The organism is Thermophagus xiamenensis (assembly GCF_900112795.1).
Taxonomy (GTDB): Bacteria; Bacteroidota; Bacteroidia; order Bacteroidales; family Marinilabiliaceae; genus Thermophagus; species Thermophagus xiamenensis.
On record NZ_FONA01000002.1, the window covers coordinates 77,661 to 101,176 of the forward strand.

The window sequence follows — 23,516 nt, forward strand, 5'->3', positions numbered from 1 at the left end:
ATTTGAAGTTAAGTTTAAATCATCCAGTCCCTATTGAAAATAACGGGAATAGATATCATCCAGTCCAAACTCTTTTTTACTGAGGAAAGTTAAGCCATACCCAGCCTGAACAATAGCCTGGGAAACCATATGGGTAACATCCTGTTCAGCTTGAATTTCAAATTTCTGGTCATCAAAAGAGACCTGTGCCACACCAGGGATTGCTTTCAGCCTATCAGAAAGTTTTTCAACGGGAACAGTATTTTCTGATCCATTCAGTTTTAGAGGCTTTATACCTCCTTGCACTACAAAAGAATTAGTTGAAAAAAGCTGGGCTGACAAGTCTTTTATATTTCCCTGAGCTAACAATTTGCCTTCAACAAAAATTCCAACTCTATCACAAACTTGTTGAACCTGATGTAATAAATGGGAAGAAAATAGCACTGTAATACCATCTTCCCGGCTCAACTTAACAATAAGTTGCAGGAAGGCCTTAACCCCAGTAGGGTCTATACCCAGTGTTGGCTCATCCAGAATTATCACTTCCGGATTTTTTATCAAGACATCCGCAAGGCCTAACCGCTGCCGCATCCCTCGTGAGTATTTTCCTGTTTTCTTAAATTTTTCTTTTCCAAGACCTATTTTTTCAAGAAGTTCATTAGCCTTTTGTTCTGCCTGGTCTTGCGGGATGTTATTCAATCGTGCAGTATAAACCAAGTTGTCAAAACCTGTCAAATCTTCATAAAACCCTACATCTTCGGGTAAATATCCCACCTTTTTTTTAACGCTAATGGGGCTTTGAACAGGGTCAATACCACAAACTTTTGCTCTACCGCTATTGGGTTCTGTAAGTCCAAGCAACATCAATATGGTAGTTGATTTACCAGCACCATTAGGTCCCAACAAACCAAACACCTCGCCTTTGGCAATGGAAAGATTAAGATTGTCGACAGCGGTATAGTCACCATATTTTTTTGTTAATCCTTCAACCTCAATAATTTTTTCCATATCTTACCTCCTACCATATTTTCGAAAGAGATAAAAAATAACCCCAAGCGTAGCGAGAATAATCAGAATGCCAAGCCACCCCCACAACAAAGGCGTTTTAACAGTAATTCGGAACGAAGCATCAGATTTAGCCTCTGGGGTACGAGCAGTAATTTTGGCAACATAATCACCGGGAATCGCTTTGTCGGCACTTTTAACGGTAGCCAGAGCAGTGGCTTCTTCCCCTGGTTCGATAGCAGGGATAGTATCGGGCTCGAATTCCACTGTCCAGTTTTTTGGTTTACTGGCACTAAATCTCACCTCTTTGAGAACAGAAGATCCGGTATTTTTAACAACCAATTCGATATCTTTTTCTCTTCCTGCAGTAATTGTACTACTAAGTCGTCCGGTGGGGGTACTCAATTCCATATCATAGGTGCCAGAAATCACTACTTCCAGGTCCAGATCAGCAGAGGTAGACCGGTTAACAGCCCTTACAGGTATTTTGTAAGTTCCAGCTTCTACATTATAGGGTGGCTCGACCTGAATTGAAATATTTTCCGTTTTATTAGGCTCCACTTCCACGGCAGTAGCTTGCTTGTAGTTAGGTTTAAAGATAACTTTCCACCCTCTGGGAGCATTGGCATGGAGAGAATATACTTGTTTTTGAGCAGTACTGTTTTTCAATTTAGTTGTAAAGGTGAAGTTAGCGTCGGCATGTCCTTCAATATTTGCCTGGTCACAAGTAAATTCAGTTTTAAAAGTTCCCTGCTCCGAAACATTAACTACCAGATTTAACACATGATGCCCTTTGGCAACGACACTGAACCAGTGATTTCCTTTATTTACTTTCACCGGAACATTAACTGTAAGTGAAAGAGTTTTTTTTTCGCCAGGCAACACAGATATTTGTTTAATTGCATAACCGCCAGCTTTAAGGGTATAAGTCCAATCTTTACTTAATCCAGAAACATATACATCGACAGTTTGAGTAGAACTCCCATTGTTTTTTACATCGATAGAATAATCAATTTTTTCACCGGGAGGAACTGAAATATTGGTATAAGGGGTATAAAGTTCAATATCGCTTGCGGCGCTTAGCGCCATCAAAGAAGAAAATAACAATCCAAAAGCAAAAAAATACCTTTTTAGTAAGTTAACTTGTTTTTTCATAAAAACAACCTCCATCTTTTATTTTTAATTAATATTTATTAACCAAATAAATCACAGCAGGTCTAAGGTTCACTATTTGAAAACCCCAAGCGTAAGTATTCCTACAAAATAAGGATTATTAAAAAGTAACGAGATTAAATAGCAGTCAGGGAGGATTCCCATGGCAACATTTATAAATATTTTTATTCATATCTGTTTTATCCTTGAATTTTTTTTTCAAAACAAAAGGACAAAATGCGTAATTCCAGTGTTCAATAATAGTTATTCCATTACACTCGTACATTGCCATGCACTTTAAATCACTTATTATCTAGAAAAATAAATAAATAAAAAAAATAAAATGGGAGAGAAAATTTTAAAAAATTTTTGGACGATATAATCAATATAAATTTCTGAAAACTAAATACTAAACAACAAAATAGTCGATAAAAAAATTTCATGATCAATAAATTGATTCTGAATTAAACTAACGCATAGATACCTATAAAAAGAACAACCTAAAAAACAATGGCTAAATTATCATGTCAATAAGATCAGTCATTTTTTCAGTTTTCATCTATTTGCATTTATTTCCGATATTTTACAAAAAATATGCCATCCTAAAGGATATATAACCATAAAAAAAGGGCGATCTGCAAATGGTTGATCGCCCCTTTACTCAAATACAAAATATCAAAAACTTAATCCAGATCAAACATGCTAAGATAGCGTTCGCCAGTATCAGGCAGGACAACAACAATTCTTTTACCTTTTAATTCTTCTCGTTTGGATAACTCCAAGGCAGCCCATAATGCAGCACCGGAAGAATAACCACAAAGAATTCCTTCTAATTTGGCGACTTCATTAGAAGTTCGAATGGCATCTTCATTATCAACCTTAACCACCTCATCTATAACCCCTCTATCAAGAATATCAGGAATAAACCCAGCACCAATACCTTGTATTTTGTGCGGACCAGGCTTACCGCCCGAAAGAACAGGTGAGCCTGTGGGCTCTACCGCTACTATCTTAACATCAGGATTTTTTTCTTTCAAATGACGCCCAACCCCTGTAACAGTCCCACCAGTACCTACGCCGGCCACAAATACATCAACTTTTCCATCAGTATCATTCAAAATTTCTACAGCCGTAGTATTGTAATGAGCTTCAACATTTGCTTTATTCTTAAACTGCTGAGGAATAAACGATTTGGGATAGGTAGCAGCGATCTCTTCAGCCTTTGCAATGGCTCCTTTCATACCTTCAGCAGCTGGAGTAAGCACAAGTTCAGCGCCAAATTTCTTCAAAAGTTTACGTCTTTCTAAACTCATGCTTTCTGGCATAGTAAGTACAAGCTTGTATCCTTTTACAGCTGCTACCAGAGCCAAGCCAACACCGGTGTTACCACTTGTAGGCTCGACAATAATAGTATCTTTGTCGAGCTTACCTTCTTTTTCGGCTGCTTCAATCATTCCTAATGCAGGACGATCTTTTACCGAACTGGCGGGGTTAAAAGATTCAAGTTTGGCCACAACTTCAGCAACAGAATCCTTTGTTAACTTATTAATTTTAACTAGTGGTGTATTCCCCACCAAAGCTGTCATGTTTTGTGCAATTTTCATCTTTCTGATTTATTAGTTATTGTTTATATATAATACATAATTGAATCGTCACCAGAATACCTTTGTGGCAAGGAATCCAAAAATATTTCGGATAAAACCTTTTTTATGCTTTCCGAAGTATCATTCAAAAATTCAGTAATAATCATTTGTTTATCAGAGGCATTCACCTCTCGAGTTTCTATTTTTTCATTATGACCCCAATCCACCTCCAGGCAAAGAATAACATCTAATAGGGATATTTCTTTTAAAGTTTTTGCTAGGCGATAACCTCCCATAGATCCACGTTTTACATCAATAAATCCCCCTTTTCGTAAATCAGCGGCAATCCCTTCTAAAAATTTATGTGGTAAACCGTCCGATTCAGCCAATTCCTTTACAGTTTTATAGGACGGCCAGGTATAATGTAACTGCATTAAAAAAACCAATCCGTAATAAACCCTTTTAGAGAACTTCATTTATTCCTTCTTTTTTTGTATGTTTTAGGCAAAATTACAAACTTATACCCATTATCAAAGGGTTTTTAAAAAAGTATTTTTAAACATACTTTTTTTGTATGTTATAACAACCAGAAAAAGGATTTGTTCAGAAAAACAATTACAAATAAATTATCATGCAAAAAAATGAATAAAAAAATGCCATACAAGCCACACATCAACCTCAAATCTTACAATATGGAACGGAAATGACCAAAAATGCTCATTATGACGAAAGGACCATGTATAAAATGTCAGAAACAGAAGACAAAAGAAGTTTTTATAGTTAGTGAACAGAGTGTTGATTAACTAATCAATAACTTAGATTTTTCTCGGCCATTAACTTAGATAAAATTTTTACAAATAAAACGAGCATGACTAAGAACCTTTATCACAACAAGAACATATAAAAACTTTAAGTCATGCGAGTTACATTAAACCAATAAATTAGATAAATTTTATACAAAAGAAACGAACATGGCAACTTTTGCTCCTAATGGACATGTATAAATTTGGTTAAGTCAGGAGAGTTCCATTCAGCCATTGAGTTAAATAAAATTTATATGAAAATAATAAGCTTTTGAATCGATATTGCTTTCAGCCAAAAATATTATTTCGCTAAAATGTGTTATGAGAGAAAGAATTAAAAAAGACAAAATAAAGAAGTAGGGCAAAATCAGAGGTGTATTAAAAAAATTAAAAACCACACCAAACCATGGCAGCCTCAATTGAAGTAAATGGTCGGAAAATATAACGATCATCGGCTTGTTCGATAAGCATCGCAATAACAATATTGTGAGGCGTATTGGCAACAAAACCTAATTTAAACTTCTTAAAAAAGTCAATATTTTCCCCAAAATAATTTACAATCTGACGGTATTCCGTGGCTGAAAAATCCAAATGCGCATTACTGCAATCCAGTAATAAACCTTTTACTTTCTCTATGAAAATACCATTTCTAATAACTTCATTTAATGAATCCACCACTTCCTCCAACGATACATTTCCGGAAAAGCGCCGAATCATGACTCTTCGTTTCTCATTATAATGAAATCGCATTCTATCTGATGCCATTACACGAAAATCATTTAAACGAAATTCAGGCATATCATTCTAAATTAATTAAGCATAAAACAACAAAATTCATATAAATTTTCCCCAATAAAGCAAGCCGCCAACATATCATCCACCCCTTAGATATCTAAATTTCTAACAAATACTAACATCCCCAAAGGGTCAATTACATAAAAAAAGAAAAATACCCCCTTGGGAAGAGAGGGCATTTCCAAAAATTGAACAGCGCTCAATTTGGATGGGTTGGGAAAATTAAAGGATTAAATCAGCATTATGGGTAAAGGGCCAGGATATAATTGGGTTAGGATAAAATTCCTTATATCTAAAAACTCTATTCAACCTTCAAAACACCAATATACCTATTACTACCTGCCTTAATTTCAACAGAATAAGTACCAGACTGAATATCTCCCAAACCAATATCAAAAACACCACCACCAGACGATACAAATACCTCGTTGCATATACCTTCTATAGTAACGAAAACTTTCCCATAGAAATCGTATACTTCTATTGATATCGTTTCGCCGCTATACCATGCACTAACTATCGATTGGCTATCACTTTCTTTACTAATATCTGATAAAGCAGTGGATATAGAATTAGACCTAACACCCAATTCTCTTACCCGTAACAAATCAATCTTTTCTTTTTCGCTTTCGGGTATGTCGTCTTCATCGTTTTCTCCTACAAGAATACCTGAAAATAAAAACGAAAAAATGAAAAACAAAACGCCAGTATATTTTAATCTATCCATAACGACAAAATTTTAATTGTTTTCTACTAATAGAATCAAAGGTCAAAATAAACGCAGATCAAGAATATAAACAAGCAATTTAAGCCAGCCCATTTTTTTTAATGCATATTCTCACCTTTATACATTGTTATTTAATACTTTAAATAACTAAAATTTAATGATAGTGGGATAAATGAAACAACAAAAATGAATGGAGGGGTGAATGGCAAATGCCTTATACAACTATATTTCAAAACATTGGACAGGATCCACCAAATAGAAAAAAATCCATTTAAATCGATCAGAAATCAAGAATACGGCTCAAATAAATGAATTCACAAACATGAATATCCATTTAATCTCCAATATTTAACTCAAAAATCAGCAAATATTAGTATTTGCAATCCCATCTTTAAAATAAACCTTTCAAAGATTGAATCACCGCATTGTCTTCCGATATACCAGCAAGTTTCTTCTTTATTACAGATTTTCTAACCCTAAAATTATTAGAAGTAATCCCTAAAATTTTGGTAATCTCACTTCCTGGCATTTTAAAATAAAGGAGGAAGAGAATCATTTTTTCACTGTTGGTTAAAGGAATAGATTTAGGAATAGAAAGGTGGGAATAAAATAACTCATCATCAACTAATCCTTTCAACAACTCAAAAAATTCTCGTTTTAAATGTTTAAGTTCATTATTTAAATCATTATAAATATCTGGATTGTTTTTAACTAAACGCTGAGACAACTCACTAAATCTCTTTTGGGTGTTATTTTCTCTTTTAGTAATCAGCCGATAAAGATCTAGCAAATGTTTTTTCTGTTGATTTTCACGCATATTACTTTCCATTTTCTGCTCCGCTGAAACCCTTAATAATCTTTCATTTTCCAGTTCCAATCGACTTTTTCTCAGATCCAGAAGGAAAATAAGAAACACGAAAATAGCAACAAGAAAAACCCCTACACTAACAAAGATAAGCCTCTGATAACGTTGACGTTGCCTTAACGAATCAATTTGCGCCAAAGAAATATCATATTTTTTCTCTAATTGCAATATTTGTTTTTCTGTTTTTCTTTCCACTGAATTCATTAATAATTGAAAGGCCTCTTTATAGGTTTGAGCAGCCAAAGGATATAGTTTTTGTTTCAAAGCTTTGGAACCCAAATAAGCATACAAATGGTGGTAATCATATTTATTTAGTAAAGAATCATTTATGCTATTAATAGACTTTTGAGCATAGTAAATTACTGAATCCGGCAAATTCATTCTGTCATAAGCCAAAGCAATTGCATAATAAATATTGGGCATTCGGGGTTTGCGGGAGACACTGGATGCTAAACGTTCTATTTCACGGTAAAAACCAATCGCTTTGGAATTATTTCCTTTCACAATATAATAAGCTCCTTGCGCATTTAAAATATCTAATTGTCGTTCGGGAGGAATATCTTTTAAGGAATCTAAACGGTTTAACACTGCTCCGGCTTCTTCAAAATTCCTATTTCTTAAATAACTCCAAAAAATTCCAAGTGAAGCACTAACAATACTTTCCACATTATTAATCTGCCGGGCATTATTTAAAGCACGAGAAAAATACTCTTCAGCCAGCTTATGATTACTATTACTTTGATGTAATAATCCAATATAAAACCAAAGATAAGTAAGGGTATGCCTCGACATTAAATCAGGTTTCATGGCTAAAATTTGTTCCACATCCTTGAAGGCATCAAAAATTATGGAATCAGGATATTGACCGGTCTGAAATCGCACAACGCTTTGATATATGACTGCTCGAAGATAATTGTTATTGGGTATAGGAGCTTTAAATCGCTGAACAGCAATTGTAATAGTGGAATCATTCGATATTGCTTGATTTGTGTTCACCCCAACTATAGTCTTCAATAAATAATAATAGGCTTTATTTTTCTCATCCAAACTGCCTGCATCCATTTGCTCCAAACTATCTTTAGCCGCCGAAATGTTTTTGTATATAAGAGAATCAATGGCTATCAACTGGTGACGAACCGATTTATTATAGGTTTGGCACGAAAAAAAAATTAACAATGGAAGAAAAAAAAGAATTAACCCTCGCATTTCTATAAATTAATAAATCAGGCTATCCCACGCCCCGTCCCAATAGGTTATTCATCCGTATAAAATTTATCTAAGTTATTGGTTGGATGGAACTCGCATGGCTTAACAAAATTTATACATGTCCTTTTGTGGCAAAAGTCACCATGCTCGTTTCATTCGAATAAACTTAGTCATAGGTTATTGGTTGAATGGAACATAAAATTTAAAACCAACACTAAAGACTGTCCACTAATCACCCAAAACTTCTTCTGCCTTTTGCTTTTGTACTTTTTACACATGTTCTTGATGAAACAAGCTTCATTGGTCACGTTCGTTTCATCCTTAAATTTATTCCGTTTTTTACTAAAAAGGATTCTATTATTAGAAACAAAAATCCATATCTCTCATCTGCAATGAAACTATTTTTTAATGTCGCTAAAATAAGAAGTTTAATAACACCTCACAACATTGTTCTTTGTAAAAATATTCAACTAAAAGTTTTTGTGCACTTACTCAACATTTCATACCCTTCACTCATTTCAGTTTCACAGTAAAAAAAAAATAATCACTTTTAATAAAAAATTTATAGATATCATAATTTAGCCCATGGGAATTGGGGTTATTAAACAGATAAAAATAAGTAGGTTCCTTCAACCATGGAATTAAATAAAGATTACTAATTAATTATGAAGATGAAAAATATTATAGGAACTCTCATATTAGTTGATGCCATAGGCATCATAAGGGATTATAGCATCCCAACACCACTAAAAAAACATGAAAATATTCCAGAAATAGATCTAGGCCATTTCCCATTTAATCGGAAGCATGTTTTAATGATCACCCAAAAAAAATTCGTCGAATCAGGAATGGGTTCACCAAACCTTACCATTAATGCCTATCCAGGCGACGAAATAAGGTGGTGGGTTGAAAACACAAACTCGCAAACCAATATGGATATAAAAATCAAAGCAATTTATCCTGAAAAAAGTCATGAGCAGCTATGGAAAACTATTTTTTATACTTATCCTCAAGAAATTCAAGAAATACAAAATTATCACTTAATGATTCCGCCTTATTTCAGTGACCTAAAACAATTTTGGTCTGCAAATCATGTAATTTCCAAATATCGGGCAGTTTCCAAACCTTCAACGATCTTAAACAAAACACATCCAATAGCTTATACCATTGAATTACAAATAATCATCAATCAAAACCACTGGCAAAAGAAAACTCAACTGTGCAATTTAAAAATGCACTCTTTCATCAATTTTAGACCCTCATTGGAAATAATTTCAGATAATCCTGAAACGTTTAAAGACCAAGCTCTTATAAGATCTGTTAACAGGGATTTCCTTGTCTCCAATTAAAAGCAGATTACCTTCGAAACCTGTAACATTTTTCAAATTAACAATAAAAGAGCGGTGCACTCTGACAAAATCGTTTGATGGAAGTTTCTCTTCAAATTTCTTAAGAACACAAGAATAAGTAAATTTTCCATTTCTGGTATGAATAATTGTATAATTACTATCGGCTTCTAACCAAAGAATGTCATCAAACAGCACTTTTAAAAAAGAATTACCATTTCTCAGAAACAAGCAGCCGGGAATAGGTAAAAAGCCATCAGCGGGTAACAATTGGGTATCAGGCTCTATTTTCTCATCCTCATTATCTGTTTTCCCTGCTTCACCGTAAAAATTAAATAAAGCAAGTTCAATGGCCACCTTAACCTGCCTGTCATTAAAAGGTTTTAGCAAATAAGCGGCAGGTTTTACCTGTCGGGCCTTCTCTAATATAGATTGGTTAGCCAGCGAGGTAAGAAACACAAATGGCAGATGAAATCGCTCATTAATAACCTCTGCTAAATCTATTCCTGATTTTGTGCCTCTTAAAGAAATATCGATTAATAAAATATCAATAGAATTTTTTTCAAGCAACCGAATTGCTTCATCCACATTATCAACGGTATCTGTTACACCAAATCCCATCTCCTCCAAACGCATGGCTATATCCTCTGCAATCAAATATTCATCTTCAACAATAAGTACCTTAACTGAATTATCCATTTTATTAATTCTTCAGTTATTTATATTTAAAACTATTTCCCATCTGCAACCATTATCGTTGAATTGATTAATTTGACCATTTAATTGTTGTACCAATGTATAAACTAATCTTAATCCCAACGACCTACTCTTTTTCATATCAAAACCGGGAGGAACACCAGCACCATTATCGGCAATGATTAAAAACAATTGGTTGTTTTCCTCTTTTAAGCTCACATTTAACGTTAACACGTTGTCTTTAAATCCATATTTTAAAGCATTAGTTAATAACTCGTTAAAAATTATTCCTAATGGGATGGCTGAATCAATATAGAGGTAAGCAGGTGATAAGTCAAGAATTAAATTAACTTTCCGGGTTAAGCCAAAGACAAGATTGTTGGTTAATTCGCGAATATAATCGACCAGATCGATGGTAGTATCCACATCATCACGATAAAGTTTTTGATGAATCAACATAAGAGCTTCTATGCGATGACGGGCAGCCAAAAGGGCTTCAGCCCCGGGTTCACCCTTTAACTGTCCAGCCTGGAGAGAAAACATGCTGGATACCATTTGCAAATTGTTTTTCACCCGATGATTTAATTCCTTTAGCAGCAAAGCCTTTTCTTTTTCTCTTTTCTCAATAATATCCTTTTGTTCAGAAACTTTTCGCAGTGCTTTTTTGCGAGATAGCTGAAGACTATAAACAAAAACCAATAAGCTGAGTAATATAAATGCGCCTACAGAAAGCAAGATGAGTATATTTCTCTTGTTTCTGTTTTGCTCCTCTAAAAATCGAATGTCGGCCTCTTTAAGATTAAGAAAATATTGATTTTCGGTTTGTTCTATTTTTCGAACATTTTCGATATTGACCAAACTATCTTTATAAATTTCGTACTGCTTTCGAAAGGCCAACGCTTAATCCAATACGCCGTTTTTTTCATAAAATTCGGACAAATATTTACTCATATCTCTGATCTGCTCTTTTAATCTCTCATTTTTAGCTAACTCTAAGGCAGATTTAAAAATATTTTCACCTTCATTTTTTTTCCCCTTTAAAATATAAGCTTTCCCCATTTCTGAAAGATAAACAGATACCGAATAAGCATCCCCCATTCCTTCAAGAATATCCAACGCCCGTTTCAGCAAAACTATGGCACTATCGGGCTTTTCCTTATCCAAAAAAACCATTCCCAAATTTCCCGTAGCATACCCTTCAATCTGTCGATTATCCAAAAAAGTATTCCATTGAAGGCATTCTGTAAAACAATATTCAGCACTATCAGTGTTGCCATTCAATCGATATGTTTCTCCTAAATTAATGAGTGCCAATGCCATTCTAAAAGTATCGGCCCTTTCCCGAAAAGAATTGAGCGCCATGGTTATGTAAGGAATAGCCTTTTGAAAATTTTTATCATTGGACAAATGAGTCCCTATTTGTAGCTGCAAATCAGCCTTTCTTTCCCATAACCCCAATTCATCATAAACCTGAAGGGCTTTAAACGATGCTTCTACAGCATCAGAATAGTTGCCCAATTTTCGATGAAACAGGCTAATATTCTCTAACGCTCTGGCTTTTAGTACATGATAACCATTCTTTTCAGCCAATTGAAGTGCATCACGGGCATACAAAAAACCATCAAAAGGCCTGCCATCCGAAAGTTTCGCAAGTTCTAACAGCAAAAGTACCTTTACACTATCATTGTTTTCAAGCCGAAGAACTTGTTGCAGGCTATCTCTTGGGTCAAAATTTTGGGCATCGGTTTTAAAAAAGTAAAATACCAAACAAACTATGAAAACAAGGGACCTACAATATTTCAAACATGAACCATTGGGAATGAAGTTAAATACTTGACCACAAATTGGTAAACCTTTAAGGATGGAGCACAGCGAACAATAAATCATAAATTTCTCAATAATTTAAAATCATTTTCCTGAGGGTCCCAGAAGAAAGATCTCGGATTTAATCTTTCCCATCATCTTCTGAACGATTCGAAATGAATGGGTCAATAAATCCTATTTTATCTGTTCCTGCAATTTTAAACAGAAATGAATATTTAAGATTTTTGAAACAAGTTATTTTCTGAACGGTATTTACAGAAAAAAATCCGTCTGCCCCTTGTTTTACTAACAATAAACCATCAACAGTATACTCATATTTTGTGTTTTTTAAATCAATTATTTGTCCCCATTCTTCTAAAGTAGGTGTTTTATCACTAATCATTGAAAAAATCATATCCCCTTCCGGGGCTTTTGAAAAGCTTTTATCATATTTAATAGGTGTCAATTGCAATTTACCTGAAGATGCCTTTAATTCAATTTTGTATTGACAATTAGCTTCAAGTTGCAAAATATGCTGACCTCTGAATAATACCTCGGGAGCATCCATCGAATAAAAGCTATCGGCATTATAAGGCTTATTTCCGGTACCATATGCCGGATCATCTTTAAAAAACCTGATCATACTATCAGTATCTACATAAATAGCAATTGTCTTTTTCATGGTGTACATTATTTAATTTGGTTAGCAAAAACTGAATTTTTTTCAATCCTATTCAAAGCTAATAAAAATATTGATTATTACGTAACAACAAAAAAGTGGGAGTTCTGTTCGACAATAACAATTTACCTAAAAAACTAAAAAGCTTCTTTCAGAGACACATAAAATCCGGCAGTTCCTTTGGATGATACACCTATGTCGAAGCGAACATTTAACGGATCATGGGGTAGCATCCTAAATCGCAATCCTCCCCCTATCGATTTAATTATGTTATTAAATGGATCTTTAAAGTTCTCTCCCACCTCACCAAATTCGGTAAAAAAAACGCCACCGATTCTCCACCAAATATGTTGTCGCCATTCACCTCTAAGCATCCACATTGCATTTCCGGTTTTCCATAAAGGATGTGCGATTCCTCTTAATCGTTCTTTACCACCTATTTGTGGTCTTTCATAAAATGGTGCCTTAGAACCAGCAAAATCAAGGATGGTTTGAAATGCAAGGGTAGATTTGTCTTTTTTTAACTTGTGGTAATGTCGAACATCCAGTGTCGTTCTAAAATATCGATAATTAGCCCATCCCCAGGGCCCAACAAAAGAAGGAGAAAATTGAATCCATGTTCCTTTTTGCGGAGCAATGGTTCTACTTCGGGAATCAAATTCAAATTTTGGACCGATGCCTATTAACCACCCGCCCGTGGCCCCCTCAGTACCGTTCAGCAGAAATTGCCCTTCGGCTTCATCTGAAAAAACATTATAACTAAATAGCCACTCTGCCCCTACCCATACCTTAGAAAAAATATTATTAAGCAGGTCCCATTTCAAACGAAACTCCTCTCTTTCAAAATAAAACGATTCCATATTTTCATCCTCAAACCAATACTGATCAGTTCGATCAATAAAGAACACTTCCCCACTGGTCATCCATTGTGGATGAAAAAACCACTCATGCTCAAGCTGAAACTGCCAGACTCCTTTGGTTGATGTCTCTATATTTACAGTCAAGGTATTTGATTTCCCCGGCCTAAAACTGTTCCATTTGATGGTGGGAGCAAGGCCACAAACAAATCCATTCCTGGCACTGGCACTTAAAGAAGGATAAATGGTAAATACATACTGCTCTTCTTCCCATGTAACCCAATCCAACACTTGCTCTCCAAGGTTAACAATAATGTTGTATTCCAATGTATCACCCTTATTGGAAATTCCTTTACCATAAACCTCTATATTTTGTGTAAGAAAAAATAAAACTGTTACTATCCAGAAAACACAAAAAGCAACAAGTCTATTTTGTCGATAAGCCATAATTTTCCCCAATTAAATTCTTTATTCTCCATTTTTTGTAACAAAACCGCCAGATTTCCGTTTCATTTTTACAAATTATTTTAATCATTAGCCCAATGGAACTCGCATGGCTATAAATGCTTACTTTGGTAAGCCTTATTGCTAGGCCCTAATCCTCGGTTTATTTTAATTCTGTTTTTTGACCGAATGATACAAACCTACTACATTTGCCATCAATAATACAAATCACTTAACATTCATATTTTCAATTATTTTATATTCATAGCTTAAATATATGATGCATCGAAATACCTTTTAAATTAATATTGAGTTACCAATATTGTCGCCATTAAATACACCACCAATAATAATTCATTCTAATTTATTTAAACATTTTTGCCTATTTATTGTCAAATTTGATTATAATCACCAACTAAAACGTCATTGCAAATATGATATATAAATTTCGAATAATATCCAGCGAGAATGAGGAATTCATCAGAGAAGTGGCCATTGATAGTCAGGCCACCTTCTTTGACTTGCACAATTTCATCGTTCAAGAGCTAGGATACGACAAGAGTCAAATAACCTCATTCTATATTACGGATCGGAATTGGCATAAAGAAACGGAAATTACCCTTATTGACATGACTGGTGAGGAGAATTCTCAAATTAAAGTAATGGATCAAACCAAATTGGGCGAGTTAATTACTGAAAAGAAACAAAGGTTGTTATACGTATTCGATCCTTTCACGGAACGCTCCCTTTTTATGGAAATGTATGAGATGGAAGATAAAACCATTACCCAACCCACATGTATTAGAAGACGAGGAACTCCCCCACCTCAATTTGATCAGGATGCCATAAAAAATCTTGATATCGATGACTTCGAGGATAATGAATTGAAAGAGGATGATATATTCCCTGACGAAGAAGATAATGGTTTGACTTCATTTGATGAGGAGGAGTGGATTTGAAAAATAATAAGTTTGTCGTTGTTATTGCCGGGCCAACGGGAATCGGCAAAACTGATTTGAGTATATACCTGGCCCAACACTTCAAAACTGCAATTATTTCGGCCGATTCTCGTCAAATTTACAAAGAACTCAAAATTGGGACTGCCAGGCCTACTGATGAGCAATTACAAAAAGTCCCTCATTTTCTGGTTGGAACAAAATCAATATTTGACTATTACAATGCTTATCAATATGAACAAGAAGCTCTTTTGATAACCGAGCAATTATTTTCTGAAAACAACATCATTATTTTATGTGGAGGGTCCATGTTATACATCGATGCCTTTTGCAACGGTATCGATGAACTGCCCACCGTTGACCCAGAATTACGAAACCAATTACAACTACAATACCAACAAGAGGGTTTGGAAAGTATCCGTCGACAATTAAAATTACTCGATCCCCTATATTATAAACAGGTAGATTTAAAAAATCCGCAACGAATTATTCATGCGGTTGAAATTTGTTTGATGACAGGCCAGCCTTATTCTCAGTTACGTACTAATACAAAAAAAATCCGACCATTTAACATTATAAAAATCGGACTGGATATGGATCGTCTCCTTCTACACGAAAGAATCAATAGCCGGGTTGATAAGATGATAAAAAAAGGATTAGAAGAAGAAGCCAGGGAGCTGTTCCCGCACCGACACTTAAACTCCTTAAACACTGTAGGCTACAGAGAGCTATTTGATTTTTTCATGAATAACATATCCAGAGAGAAAGCTATAGAATTGATAAAAAGAAATTCAAGAAGATACGCACGGAAACAATTATCATGGTTTAGACGAGACCCGGAAATTAACTGGTTTTCTCCTGAAAAATCCGATGAAGTTATTAACTTTGTTGAAAACACTATTAAACAGGCCGGGGTCCAAAACTAAAACATATCTTTCTCGCGGTTTACAATCTTCTGAGAAGGACCCTGGCTTTTTAATTCGCCATGCTATCTGGAAATTATTTTAACATAAGGGTTTACGGCATTTGTATTGAAAATGACCACCTGTTGGTGACCGATGAATACGCCATGGACATGTTTATGACAAAATTTCCCGGCGGAGGATTGGAATTTGGTGAAGGCACAATAGATTGCCTGAAACGTGAATGCCGAGAAGAAATGGGATTAGAAATAAAAGTTACCGGACATTTTTATACCACCGATTTTTTTCAACCAGCCCTATTTTTCGAAAAAACCCAGCTAATTAGCATATATTATACCTTCGAACTTCCGGCCGAACATAATATCAAATTTACCTCTAGGAAATTTGATTTTGAGGTGCTACAAAACGGTGCTCAAATTTTCAGATGGGTTCCCTTATCCTTATTAAATCCTGATGAAATGACTTTTCCCATCGACAAAATAGTTGTCGAAAAACTCCTAAAAGAAAAAAGGCAAAAATAAATTACATTCTTGAACCTTTTTTAAAAACAATCTTTACATTCAATTCATCAAATTTCCTCAGCAATGGAATATACATTACGTTCGGGTTGATTTCGTGTAACCAGCTCAGCCAAAAAGCCTGTCACAAAAAGTTGAGTACCAAGAATCATACAAACCAATGCGATATAAAAGAAAGGATTATCAGTAACCAACTGAGCCTGAATCCCATGAGCAACACAATAAAGTTTGCGGGCACCCAGACCGAAGGCCAATCCAAAACCAAGAAGAAACATCAGCGTCCCCAAAGCACCAAACAAATGCATGGGGCGATTGCCAAATTTGGAAATAAACATCACTGATAAAAGGTCCAGAAAACCTTTTAGGAAACGATCCATTCCAAACTTGGTTACCCCATATTTACGTTCCCTATGGTATACCACTTTCTCAGTTATTCGTGAAAACCCTGCGCGCTTGACCAATATAGGTATATAGCGGTGCATCTCCCCGTAGACTTCAATATTCTTTACCACTTCCGAATTATAGGCTTTTAATCCACAGTTAAAGTCGTGCAGTTTAATCCCTGAAACATAACGGGCCGTACGGTTAAAGAGCTTACTGGGAAGTGTTTTATTCAAAGGATCTCTGCGTTTCTTTTTCCAACCACTCACCAAATCATACTTCTCATCTTTAATCATTCGGTAAAGTTCAGGAATCTCATCCGGACTATCTTGAAGGTCTGCATCCATAGTAATGACCACCTCGCCTTTGGCAGCTTCAAAACCGGTATTTAATGCAGCTGATTTCCCATAGTTTCGACGAAATCGAATTCCCCGAATATAGGCATATTGATTCTTTAATTGACAAATAATCGACCACGATTGGTCGGTACTACCGTCGTCAACCATTATTACTTCGACCGACACATTCATTTTTAACAAAACCCGGTCGATCAATCCAATCAATTCGGATAATGATTCCTCTTCGTTATATAAGGGTATAATTATAGATAAATCCATTATTCAATTTCTTTCATAGCCTCGGCAAATGCATCACCTTTCCTTTTCTGAAAAATAGCTATTATCAATGAAAAAATAAGAGCTGAAAAGCCGGCGCCCAAACTTCCAGAAAAGATGTAAATCACAGGATTAGTCGTTAGCGAAAACATTTCTGACATTTGGGCTACTTCGTCCTCTTTAAATCCCATCTCTAAATAAGCTTCCTCCATCTGAACAATCATTTCATTCAAATATTCAGGATTAATTACTTTCAGATATAAAAACAAATATGCACCCACTATAATTCCGGCAAAAATACCCATCCTGGTTCCCATCCATACTCCTTGTCCATAGGATAGAAACCCTTTTTGATACTCATCACGGTAACGAGCCATAGATTTGTAAATAAACCCGGCATAAACAACCCATGTCAGAATATTATGAATGAAAGAATCCATCTGTCCTATCAGGTGGACAAGAAAATAAACAGCCACCAAAGCCAGACCCATAAATGTTCCTTGATTAAGTACAAATCTCGATTTATGTTTATTCATACTCTTTTTGATTTTCTGAAAATTGTTATTTATTATCTGCTTAATCCAAATTCAAAAGCTGGCACCTAAATAAAATTAAGGAAACAACTGAAAAAGTGGAATAAATTAAAAAAATACAACCCACCTATTCAATAAATATCATACCACACATTCGCCCCGCTAAAAAGCAAAAACATAATGGCGGCATAAAATCTTCAATTGTTATCCGTTTTAAACACCCGCATATAGCCGTAAACAATGGGCTAAAATACATAAAAAGTATTGAAAAAACACAAGCGCCATTATTGGATTAACGACAAATCTTCATTGAACCTCATCTTTATTTGATTGAATAAATTGAATCTTCTGCCAGCATGAAGTTTCATTTTATGAGAAATAAAAAATTATCCATCTAAAAGCTATTGACTGCAAATATTTTAGAAAATGCCACCACTAAAAAAGAAAAAAATTTTTCATTGGATGTTTGTGGACAATATTAAATTTCCTACTTTTGCGCCCGGGTAAGTCCTATACGACCAGCTCCTGCTGAACTCCCCCAGGGCCTGACGGCAGCAAGGGTAGGCGGTTGTAGCGGTGCGATATAGGTAGCTTACCCACCTGCCAATATAGCTCAGTTGGCCAGAGCAGCTGATTTGTAATCAGCGGGTCGGGGGTTCGAATCCCTCTATTGGCTCAATAATATATGGTTAGTTCTTTGAATATTGTGGGAAGACAAGTCCCTGCCAGGCTCTTTGCAAAATGGCAAGCTATTTTAGACAATACTTTTTTAAGCATTGTTGATATTTATAAAAAGCCAATATAGCTCAGTTGGCCAGAGCAGCTGATTTGTAATCAGCGGGTCGGGGGTTCGAATCCCTCTATTGGCTCAGAAAAAAAAATATTTTTTTTTGTGAAGAGCATTTGGATAAAAGAAATTTTTTCTATCTTTGTCGTCCCAAACGCAAGAGTTCATAAGGCTTGCAAAGATCTTAATAGTAATTTAACGGGGAGATACCGAAGCGGTCAAACGGGGCAGACTGTAAATCTGTTGGCTTAGCCTTCGTAGGTTCGAATCCTGCTCTCCCCACCATCTTGCGGGAATAGCTCAGTTGATAGAGCATCAGCCTTCCAAGCTGAGGGTCGCGGGTTTGAGTCCCGTTTCCCGCTCATGAAAAGGTTGTCTGATTCATTTCAGGCAACCTTTTTCGTTTTCTATTCTCTCTTGGCTACATTTCCGGATTTCAGTTATTACATTATTCAGCTTCATTTCCTATATTTGTTTTTAAACTAAAACGTGTAGCCATGTTAATCAGAATACATCCCGACAATCCTAATGCTCGTGAAATAGAAAAAGTTGTTGGAATTCTTCGAGACGGAGGTATTGTTATTTATCCCACTGACACAGTTTATGGTTTAGGATGCGATATCAACAACACCAAAGCATTGGAAAGAATTAGCAGAATTAAAGGCATTAATCCCCGAAAAGACCATTTATCTATCATATGTCACGATTTAAGCCATCTTTCCGACTTCACCAAACCGCTCAACAACAGCACATTCAAAATCCTAAAAAAGAACCTACCCGGACCTTTCACTTTTATATTGCCGGCCAACAACAATGTGCCTAAATTTTTTAAAAGCAATAAGAAAACCATTGGGCTGAGAATTCCCGACAACGCCATTATTAGAGAAATAGTTCGTAAACTTGGAAATCCCATTCTCAGCACTTCCATCAAAGATGAGGACGATATAATAGAATACACCACCGACCCGGAGCTAATCCACGAAAAATATCAAGATCTGGTTGATGCGGTAATAGATGGCGGTTACGGTGGTAATATCGCCTCTACCGTAGTGGATTGCACTAACGACTTAGAATATAAAGTTGTTCGGGAAGGAAAAGGAATTCTTCAACTATAACGTTCAAGAAAACAATTTTTCTACCTTTTTTATTCCCGAAGGAAGCGCAAAGACAACCACCTTATCACCCGGTTGAACACGAGTATCACCGTTGGCGATAAAAACTTTATCACCTCGGGTAACACCACCCACATTCATATCTTTGGGCAAATCAATTTTCTTTAATGGCCCTTTTGTTATTTTAGAATTGGGCTGGGCAGTAAGTTCCAGCACTTCTGCATCGGTAGCCGTCAGACATTTAACGTGAGAAACACGGGCTTTCATGGTATAACGATAAATATAACTGGCGGCTATCAGCTTTTTATTGATGAGTGTACCAATGCCAATATTTTCGGCAAGGTCTATGTAGTCCATATTTTCAACTTCTGCAACGGTTTTGCGGACTCCCATCTTTTTGGCCATTTGGCACGCCAAAATATTCACTTCCGAATTTCCGGTTACCGCTACAAAGGCATCGGTTTTATGTATACCCTCTTCTTTAAGAAGTTCAAGACTTCGTCCATCGCCACTAACAACCTGAGTATGTTCCAGAAAATCAGCCAGCTTTAAGGTTTTCTCTCTGTTTATTTCAATTAGTTTTATTTTATAATGATGCTCTAACTCCTTGGCTACCTTTTTCCCAATACGGCTACCCCCAAGAATCATCACATTGTGAATCTCGAACTGCTGCTTACCTGCATCAGCCAATACTTGAGGTATTCCTTCCCGGGTGGTAATCACATAAGCCAAATCTCCATGCATAAAGCGGCTATCCCCTCTGGGTATAATGGTTTTACCATCCCTGTAAATGGCCACTGTGTAATAATCATTAACCTCATGTAGGGCTGAAGCTTCCGACAAGGTAAGGTTGGCAATAGGGGCATTATTACGGATTTTTAAGGCAAGCAACAACAGTCTACCCTCGGAAAATTCAAACAATTGGCGCGTTCCCACCTGTTTCAAAGAAGCTATTATTTCCTGAGAACCCAGATGCTCGGGATACACCATTTCATCTACGCCCAGTTGCCGGAAATATTCTTTATTTTCGGGTTGCAGATATTCATAATTATTGATACGGGCTATGGTCATTTTGGCGCCAAGCTTTTTGGCCAGCATAGCAGAAAGGATACTTACTTCTTCGTAAGGGGGGACGGCAATAAATAAATCAGCCGATTTGACCCTGGCCTCCAACAGGTCACGAATAGAAGTCACTGACCCTCTCACAGGCATTACATCAAGCAATCGACTGAGCCGATGTAATTTAACCTCATCCTCATCCAGCAGCGTTACATCATGATCGGCATTGGAAAATAGCCGGGCCAGGTGCGTTCCAACTTCACCTGCGCCTGCAATAAGTATCTTCATCAGTATTAAATTTATCTAATTCATTGGTCTGATGAAACTCCCATGACCTTAGGTTTATACATTTTTTTTGGTGCAATATACCATTCCGGGCATGCTCGTCTCATCTTGATATCATATTCCTGCTTGAAAAATCGCGACAAATTAAATTATAAAAATTGAACTTTGGAAGGATATCCAATATTGAGTGTTTAAAAAATTCCACATATGCTCCTTTATCAGGAACATAATGTATAGTACCGTCAAGCGTATCGAGCAATTTTTCCCATTTTTCAACTTGCCACCGGGGGACATTACCCGTTACAATTAAGTTAAAACATCCTATTTGCTTCAAGAAATTCAAAAGATTTCCACGAATTTTTCCATAAATTACGACTCCTTTTATTTCATCTTGCTGTTCCCGGACTACCTTTATTTCTGATAGATTAACATTAGACAACCCTAAAAAGACTCCTTCGGGGGTTGGGAACATTAATATTTCTGCATCTTCTGTTTGATTGACGGTCTTTTCTTCCATTTCTATGGCATATTTCGTAAAGAATCCGCCATAAATAAAGTCAGCATTATCATATGTAGAGGCATTATGATACAACTCTCCCGCTCCATTATTTATTAATCCAATATACGCATCTTTCATAGAATAAAAAACAACAAATGCACCGGTAGTCCTTTTGCGAATGTAAGTCGCATTTAACATTCCTACAATTATCACCAGGAAAAGTAAGGATAACAAAAAGAGTATTCTTTTTTTCAAATAAATCCATCCTGCCCAATTGGCTATAAACAAATATATCAATACCATCATCGAAAAACTCACATGAATGCCGCTAACATATGCATAGGGTAACCTGTCCAGCCATTGCGTCATTTCTATCATATAGGTTAACAAATCATTTAATGCCCCGGAAAATACCTTTGAAAGAAAAGAACTTTTTGATACCAATACCAAGACCATTGACAGAAACAAAACAGGCCCGACAACCGGCAGAATAAGAAATCCGGATAACAAAAACCAGCAGGGGAATGCCTTAAAAATGTGCAGGGAAAGGGCCAACGTTCCTAATTGGGCAGACAATGATACAGACATTAAATCACATACCGGCCTTATTAATATGTTATATGGGCTATAGAGTTTCCGGAATAATGGATAAAAGGTGGCTATGCCGGCAACTGCCAAATGACTTAACCAGAAACCAACATGGAAAATTGAATTCGGTTGGATAATAAGTATGATAAAGGCGGATAAGCTCAGAAGATTATAAATATTGGTTCTTCGTCCAAGAAAATTGCCGACCTGAACTAACGACAACATTATAACAGCACGAAATACAGATGGGGCGCCGCCGGTAAGGAACGCATAAAACCATAATCCGGCAATAACTAAAATTAAGCGAGCCCAATTGTTCTTTGGCAAAAACCAATCCGCTATAAATTTAAACATCAAAAAGACAATCCCCACATGCAAACCTGAGACAGCCAGAACATGTATCACACCGGCTCGGATAAACCATTCTTTCACTTCATCGTCAAGCAAATACCGCATACCAAGCGTTAAGGCCGACAATAACTGTAATTGACGACCCTGAATGCCTGCAGCTTTATATATCTCAATAATCCGGTTGCGTATCCTATACGTTAAAGAACGAATATTGTACAATGAAGGTTTGCGTTCAAGAACCTTCAAATTGTTTTTATCCACGAAACCGGAAAAAGATATACCCTGCCTAAAAAGATATTTCCCATAATCAAATGCTTCGGGATTTACCTTACTTTGCATCGTTCCTTTTAGCCCGGCATCAAATAATATCACATCACCCGGTGAAAGAGAAAGCGCTAAAGAATCTTCTGTAGATTTAACAAAAAGTAACCATGAATCGGTATGACTAATAGGAATAGAATCGCCATACTCTATTTCCATGGGACGAACAAACACCCGCCAATAACCTGATTGGGTAACAAATGCATCTTGTACCCTCCCCAACGCCTTTACCCTATAAGTTTTATCTGTTTCTGTCGCACGCGACAAGTGCCCCGACACAAATCCCAAATAAAAAAGAAAGAGTAAAAACAAAGCTCCAATCACCCACCGTAAGGAATATTTCTGACTGAGCCGGAAAGAGAAATGAAAAACTAAGAGAACAATAAATAATATTGCCAAAAGCAGAAAGTGAGAAGTCACACCATAACTTCCCTTAATATTGCCGCCATAAATCCCCAAGGCTAATGCCAGGACAAATCGCAAAAACGGAACTCTCTTAAAATAATCCAAGAGCACCATAAAATTTATCTAACACATTGTCAAGGGAATTAGCACAACAATTATACTTATTTCTGTAACAAAAGTCAAATCTTGTTAACCTCGTCCAAACCGTCTGTTAATATTAGAAAAGGCAGAAGTAAAAAACAGA

Annotated in this window: 21 protein-coding genes, 4 tRNA genes and 1 other RNA gene; 10 read left to right on the forward strand and 16 right to left on the reverse strand. The window is 36.0% G+C overall.

Features of this window, described 5'->3' with window-relative positions; all coding sequences use genetic code 11:
- Window positions 1-30 precede the first annotated feature (30 nt).
- From BM130_RS01335 to BM130_RS01365, 7 genes are all read right to left on the reverse strand, one after another.
- Entirely contained in the window at window positions 31-987 is a 957-nt protein-coding gene (locus BM130_RS01335) for an ABC transporter ATP-binding protein (RefSeq protein WP_010527961.1), read from the reverse strand.
- Window positions 988-990: 3 nt separating this feature from the next.
- Window positions 991-2,139 carry an NEW3 domain-containing protein gene (locus BM130_RS01340; protein ID WP_052298959.1) on the reverse strand — a complete coding sequence of 383 codons (1,149 nt, stop codon included), beginning with the start codon at window positions 2,137-2,139 and terminating at the stop codon, window positions 991-993.
- A gap of 680 nt (window positions 2,140-2,819) precedes the next feature.
- On the reverse strand, window positions 2,820-3,722 hold the full coding sequence (gene cysK / locus BM130_RS01345; protein WP_302846852.1) for a cysteine synthase A: 903 nt from the start codon (window positions 3,720-3,722) through the stop codon (window positions 2,820-2,822).
- Window positions 3,723-3,763: 41 nt separating this feature from the next.
- Window positions 3,764-4,195, reverse strand: coding sequence for an RrF2 family transcriptional regulator (locus BM130_RS01350; RefSeq protein WP_010527958.1), 432 nt, complete (start codon window positions 4,193-4,195; stop codon window positions 3,764-3,766).
- 714 nt (window positions 4,196-4,909) lie between these two features.
- The gene (locus BM130_RS01355) at window positions 4,910-5,320 is read right to left on the reverse strand and encodes a hypothetical protein (protein WP_010527957.1); all 411 of its coding nucleotides are present in this window, start codon (window positions 5,318-5,320) and stop codon (window positions 4,910-4,912) included.
- Between the two features lie 298 nt (window positions 5,321-5,618).
- Window positions 5,619-6,044 carry a hypothetical protein gene (locus BM130_RS01360; RefSeq protein WP_010527956.1) on the reverse strand — a complete coding sequence of 142 codons (426 nt, stop codon included), beginning with the start codon at window positions 6,042-6,044 and terminating at the stop codon, window positions 5,619-5,621.
- Between the two features lie 391 nt (window positions 6,045-6,435).
- Window positions 6,436-8,034 (reverse strand): tetratricopeptide repeat protein, encoded by a 1,599-nt coding sequence (locus BM130_RS01365; RefSeq protein ID WP_138956900.1) that lies wholly within the window; start codon window positions 8,032-8,034, stop codon window positions 6,436-6,438.
- A 752-nt stretch (window positions 8,035-8,786) separates the two neighbouring features.
- On the opposite strand from BM130_RS01365, the gene BM130_RS01370 reads away from it, so the two are divergent.
- Window positions 8,787-9,464 (forward strand): AidA/PixA family protein, encoded by a 678-nt coding sequence (locus BM130_RS01370; protein ID WP_074964232.1) that lies wholly within the window; start codon window positions 8,787-8,789, stop codon window positions 9,462-9,464.
- On the opposite strand, the gene BM130_RS01375 is transcribed toward BM130_RS01370, so the two are convergent.
- From BM130_RS01375 to BM130_RS01395, 5 genes are all read right to left on the reverse strand, one after another.
- Window positions 9,390-10,160 carry a LytR/AlgR family response regulator transcription factor gene (locus BM130_RS01375; protein WP_010527954.1) on the reverse strand — a complete coding sequence of 257 codons (771 nt, stop codon included), beginning with the start codon at window positions 10,158-10,160 and terminating at the stop codon, window positions 9,390-9,392. The two genes, BM130_RS01370 and BM130_RS01375, sit on opposite strands and share 75 nt — an antisense overlap.
- A gap of 12 nt (window positions 10,161-10,172) precedes the next feature.
- Complete coding sequence (locus BM130_RS01380) at window positions 10,173-11,054, reverse strand: sensor histidine kinase (protein ID WP_010527953.1); 882 nt, start codon at window positions 11,052-11,054, stop codon at window positions 10,173-10,175.
- Between the two features lie 3 nt (window positions 11,055-11,057).
- Window positions 11,058-11,924, reverse strand: coding sequence for a tetratricopeptide repeat protein (locus BM130_RS01385; protein WP_052298957.1), 867 nt, complete (start codon window positions 11,922-11,924; stop codon window positions 11,058-11,060).
- Between the two features lie 178 nt (window positions 11,925-12,102).
- Entirely contained in the window at window positions 12,103-12,642 is a 540-nt protein-coding gene (locus tag BM130_RS01390) for a hypothetical protein (protein ID WP_010527951.1), read from the reverse strand.
- A gap of 134 nt (window positions 12,643-12,776) precedes the next feature.
- Window positions 12,777-13,943, reverse strand: coding sequence for a BamA/TamA family outer membrane protein (locus tag BM130_RS01395; RefSeq protein WP_081474949.1), 1,167 nt, complete (start codon window positions 13,941-13,943; stop codon window positions 12,777-12,779).
- 431 nt (window positions 13,944-14,374) lie between these two features.
- Here BM130_RS01395 and BM130_RS01400 point away from each other — a divergent pair, with 431 nt between their 5' ends.
- Genes BM130_RS01400 through BM130_RS01410 form a run of 3 tightly spaced genes read left to right on the forward strand, consistent with a single transcriptional unit; the run spans window position 14,375 to window position 16,340 of the window.
- A complete protein-coding gene (locus BM130_RS01400) occupies window positions 14,375-14,899 on the forward strand; it encodes an IS1096 element passenger TnpR family protein (RefSeq protein ID WP_010527949.1) in 525 nt (174 codons plus the stop codon).
- 56 nt (window positions 14,900-14,955) lie between these two features.
- The gene (gene miaA, locus BM130_RS01405; protein ID WP_254771972.1) at window positions 14,956-15,822 is read left to right on the forward strand and encodes a tRNA (adenosine(37)-N6)-dimethylallyltransferase MiaA; all 867 of its coding nucleotides are present in this window, start codon (window positions 14,956-14,958) and stop codon (window positions 15,820-15,822) included.
- A gap of 59 nt (window positions 15,823-15,881) precedes the next feature.
- On the forward strand, window positions 15,882-16,340 hold the full coding sequence (locus BM130_RS01410; RefSeq protein ID WP_010527947.1) for an NUDIX domain-containing protein: 459 nt from the start codon (window positions 15,882-15,884) through the stop codon (window positions 16,338-16,340).
- A gap of 47 nt (window positions 16,341-16,387) precedes the next feature.
- Here the strand turns inward: BM130_RS01410 and BM130_RS01415 are convergent, their stop codons facing one another.
- Window positions 16,388-17,335, reverse strand: coding sequence for a glycosyltransferase family 2 protein (locus tag BM130_RS01415; protein WP_010527946.1), 948 nt, complete (start codon window positions 17,333-17,335; stop codon window positions 16,388-16,390).
- Window positions 17,335-17,868: a DUF4199 domain-containing protein gene (locus BM130_RS01420; protein ID WP_010527945.1), complete on the reverse strand. Its 534-nt coding sequence runs from the start codon at window positions 17,866-17,868 to the stop codon at window positions 17,335-17,337. The genes BM130_RS01415 and BM130_RS01420 overlap by 1 nt, the downstream gene beginning before the upstream one ends.
- A gap of 498 nt (window positions 17,869-18,366) precedes the next feature.
- Between BM130_RS01420 and ffs the strand changes: the two genes are divergently transcribed.
- The 6 genes from ffs to BM130_RS01450 all read left to right on the forward strand — a co-directional run bounded on the left by ffs (window position 18,367) and on the right by BM130_RS01450 (window position 19,767).
- Window positions 18,367-18,460, forward strand: an RNA gene (gene ffs / locus BM130_RS01425) — signal recognition particle sRNA small type.
- Window positions 18,461-18,467: 7 nt separating this feature from the next.
- A tRNA-Thr gene (locus BM130_RS01430) sits at window positions 18,468-18,541 on the forward strand.
- Between the two features lie 119 nt (window positions 18,542-18,660).
- A tRNA-Thr gene (locus tag BM130_RS01435) sits at window positions 18,661-18,734 on the forward strand.
- 118 nt (window positions 18,735-18,852) lie between these two features.
- Window positions 18,853-18,937, forward strand: a tRNA-Tyr gene (locus BM130_RS01440).
- Between the two features lie 4 nt (window positions 18,938-18,941).
- Window positions 18,942-19,014, forward strand: a tRNA-Gly gene (locus BM130_RS01445).
- Between the two features lie 135 nt (window positions 19,015-19,149).
- Window positions 19,150-19,767, forward strand: coding sequence for an L-threonylcarbamoyladenylate synthase (locus tag BM130_RS01450; protein WP_010527944.1), 618 nt, complete (start codon window positions 19,150-19,152; stop codon window positions 19,765-19,767).
- Between the two features lie 3 nt (window positions 19,768-19,770).
- Here BM130_RS01450 and trkA read toward each other — a convergent pair whose 3' ends face one another.
- A complete protein-coding gene (trkA, locus tag BM130_RS01455) occupies window positions 19,771-21,111 on the reverse strand; it encodes a Trk system potassium transporter TrkA (protein WP_010527943.1) in 1,341 nt (446 codons plus the stop codon).
- Window positions 21,112-21,211: 100 nt separating this feature from the next.
- The gene (locus BM130_RS01460; RefSeq protein ID WP_237706147.1) at window positions 21,212-23,377 is read right to left on the reverse strand and encodes a ComEC/Rec2 family competence protein; all 2,166 of its coding nucleotides are present in this window, start codon (window positions 23,375-23,377) and stop codon (window positions 21,212-21,214) included.
- Between the last annotated feature and the right edge of the window lie 139 nt (window positions 23,378-23,516).

Bases quoted from the DNA above. Each gene is read 5' to 3' on its own strand.
- BM130_RS01360 (WP_010527956.1), bottom strand. From the start codon at position 6,044: ATGGATAGATTAAAATATACTGGCGTTTTGTTTTTCATTTTTTCGTTT.
- BM130_RS01415 (WP_010527946.1), bottom strand. From the start codon at position 17,335: ATGGATTTATCTATAATTATACCCTTATATAACGAAGAGGAATCATTA.
- BM130_RS01395 (WP_081474949.1), bottom strand. From the start codon at position 13,943: ATGGCTTATCGACAAAATAGACTTGTTGCTTTTTGTGTTTTCTGGATA.
- BM130_RS01390 (WP_010527951.1), bottom strand. From the start codon at position 12,642: ATGAAAAAGACAATTGCTATTTATGTAGATACTGATAGTATGATCAGG.
- BM130_RS01350 (WP_010527958.1), bottom strand. From the start codon at position 4,195: ATGAAGTTCTCTAAAAGGGTTTATTACGGATTGGTTTTTTTAATGCAG.
- BM130_RS01355 (WP_010527957.1), bottom strand. From the start codon at position 5,320: ATGCCTGAATTTCGTTTAAATGATTTTCGTGTAATGGCATCAGATAGA.
- BM130_RS01450 (WP_010527944.1), top strand. From the start codon at position 19,150: ATGTTAATCAGAATACATCCCGACAATCCTAATGCTCGTGAAATAGAA.
- BM130_RS01420 (WP_010527945.1), bottom strand. From the start codon at position 17,868: ATGAATAAACATAAATCGAGATTTGTACTTAATCAAGGAACATTTATG.
- BM130_RS01375 (WP_010527954.1), bottom strand. From the start codon at position 10,160: ATGGATAATTCAGTTAAGGTACTTATTGTTGAAGATGAATATTTGATT.
- BM130_RS01340 (WP_052298959.1), bottom strand. From the start codon at position 2,139: ATGAAAAAACAAGTTAACTTACTAAAAAGGTATTTTTTTGCTTTTGGA.
- BM130_RS01400 (WP_010527949.1), top strand. From the start codon at position 14,375: ATGATATATAAATTTCGAATAATATCCAGCGAGAATGAGGAATTCATC.
- BM130_RS01370 (WP_074964232.1), top strand. From the start codon at position 8,787: ATGAAAAATATTATAGGAACTCTCATATTAGTTGATGCCATAGGCATC.
- trkA (WP_010527943.1), bottom strand. From the start codon at position 21,111: ATGAAGATACTTATTGCAGGCGCAGGTGAAGTTGGAACGCACCTGGCC.
- BM130_RS01335 (WP_010527961.1), bottom strand. From the start codon at position 987: ATGGAAAAAATTATTGAGGTTGAAGGATTAACAAAAAAATATGGTGAC.
- BM130_RS01410 (WP_010527947.1), top strand. From the start codon at position 15,882: ATGCTATCTGGAAATTATTTTAACATAAGGGTTTACGGCATTTGTATT.
- cysK (WP_302846852.1), bottom strand. From the start codon at position 3,722: ATGACAGCTTTGGTGGGGAATACACCACTAGTTAAAATTAATAAGTTA.